Genomic DNA, 1,419 nt, shown 5'->3' on the forward strand with positions numbered 1-1,419 from the left:
TGTCGTAAAGCCAAGGCAACTTGAGGTTATATGGTCAAGCCGCACGGATCATTAGTATCAGTTAGCTCAATACATTGCTGTACTTACACACCTGACCTATCAACCACGTAGTCTACATGGTTCCTTCAGGGGGCTTGTGCCCCGGGAGATCTCATCTTGAGGCGCGCTTCCCGCTTAGATGCTTTCAGCGGTTATCGCTTCCGAACATAGCTACCCGGCAATGCCACTGGCGTGACAACCGGAACACCAGAGGTTCGTCCACTCCGGTCCTCTCGTACTAGGAGCAGCCCCTCTCAAATCTCCAACGCCCATGGCAGATAGGGACCGAACTGTCTCACGACGTTCTGAACCCAGCTCGCGTACCACTTTAAATGGCGAACAGCCATACCCTTGGGACCGACTACAGCCCCAGGATGTGATGAGCCGACATCGAGGTGCCAAACACCGCCGTCGATATGAACTCTTGGGCGGTATCAGCCTGTTATCCCCGGAGTACCTTTTATCCGTTGAGCGATGGCCCTTCCATACAGAACCACCGGATCACTAAGTCCTAGTTTCCTACCTGCTTGATCCGTCGATCTTGCAGTCAAGCACGCTTATGCCTTTGCACACAGTGCGCGATGTCCGACCGCGCTGAGCGTACCTTCGAGCTCCTCCGTTACTCTTTAGGAGGAGACCGCCCCAGTCAAACTACCCACCATACACGGTCCCCGACCCAGATAATGGGCCCAGGTTAGAACGTCAAGCACGACAGGGTGGTATTTCAAGGATGGCTCCACTGCAGCTGGCGCCACAGTTTCATAGCCTCCCACCTATCCTACACAGACGAACTCAACGTTCAGTGTAAAGCTATAGTAAAGGTTCACGGGGTCTTTCCGTCTTGCCACGGGAACGCTGCATCTTCACAGCGATTTCAATTTCACTGAGTCTCGGGTGGAGACAGCGCCGCTGTCGTTACGCCATTCGTGCAGGTCGGAACTTACCCGACAAGGAATTTCGCTACCTTAGGACCGTTATAGTTACGGCCGCCGTTTACTGGGGCTTCGATCAAGAGCTTCGCCTTGCGGCTGACCCCATCAATTAACCTTCCAGCACCGGGCAGGCGTCACACCCTATACGTCCACTTTCGTGTTTGCAGAGTGCTGTGTTTTTGATAAACAGTCGCAGCGGCCTGGTTACTGCGACCCTCTTCAGCTATAGCTCGCACGAGCCACCAAAAAGGGTGCACCTTCTCCCGAAGTTACGGTGCCATGTTGCCTAGTTCCTTCACCCGAGTTCTCTCAAGCGCCTGAGAATTCTCATCCTACCCACCTGTGTCGGTTTACGGTACGGTCTGCGTAAGCTGAAGCTTAGGAGCTTTTCCTGGAAGCGTGGTATCAGTGACTTCGCCATAAAGGCTCGTCTCGGTGCTCGGTCTTA

General features: G+C 54.0%; 1 rRNA gene. It reads right to left on the reverse strand.

The features are described 5' to 3' along the window. Window positions 1-30: 30 nt before the first annotated feature. Window positions 31-1,419, reverse strand: a 23S ribosomal RNA gene (locus G370_RS0120530); the annotation flags it as partial.

The organism is Stenotrophomonas hibiscicola ATCC 19867, from assembly GCF_000382065.1.
Lineage (GTDB): Bacteria > Pseudomonadota > Gammaproteobacteria > Xanthomonadales > Xanthomonadaceae > Stenotrophomonas > Stenotrophomonas hibiscicola.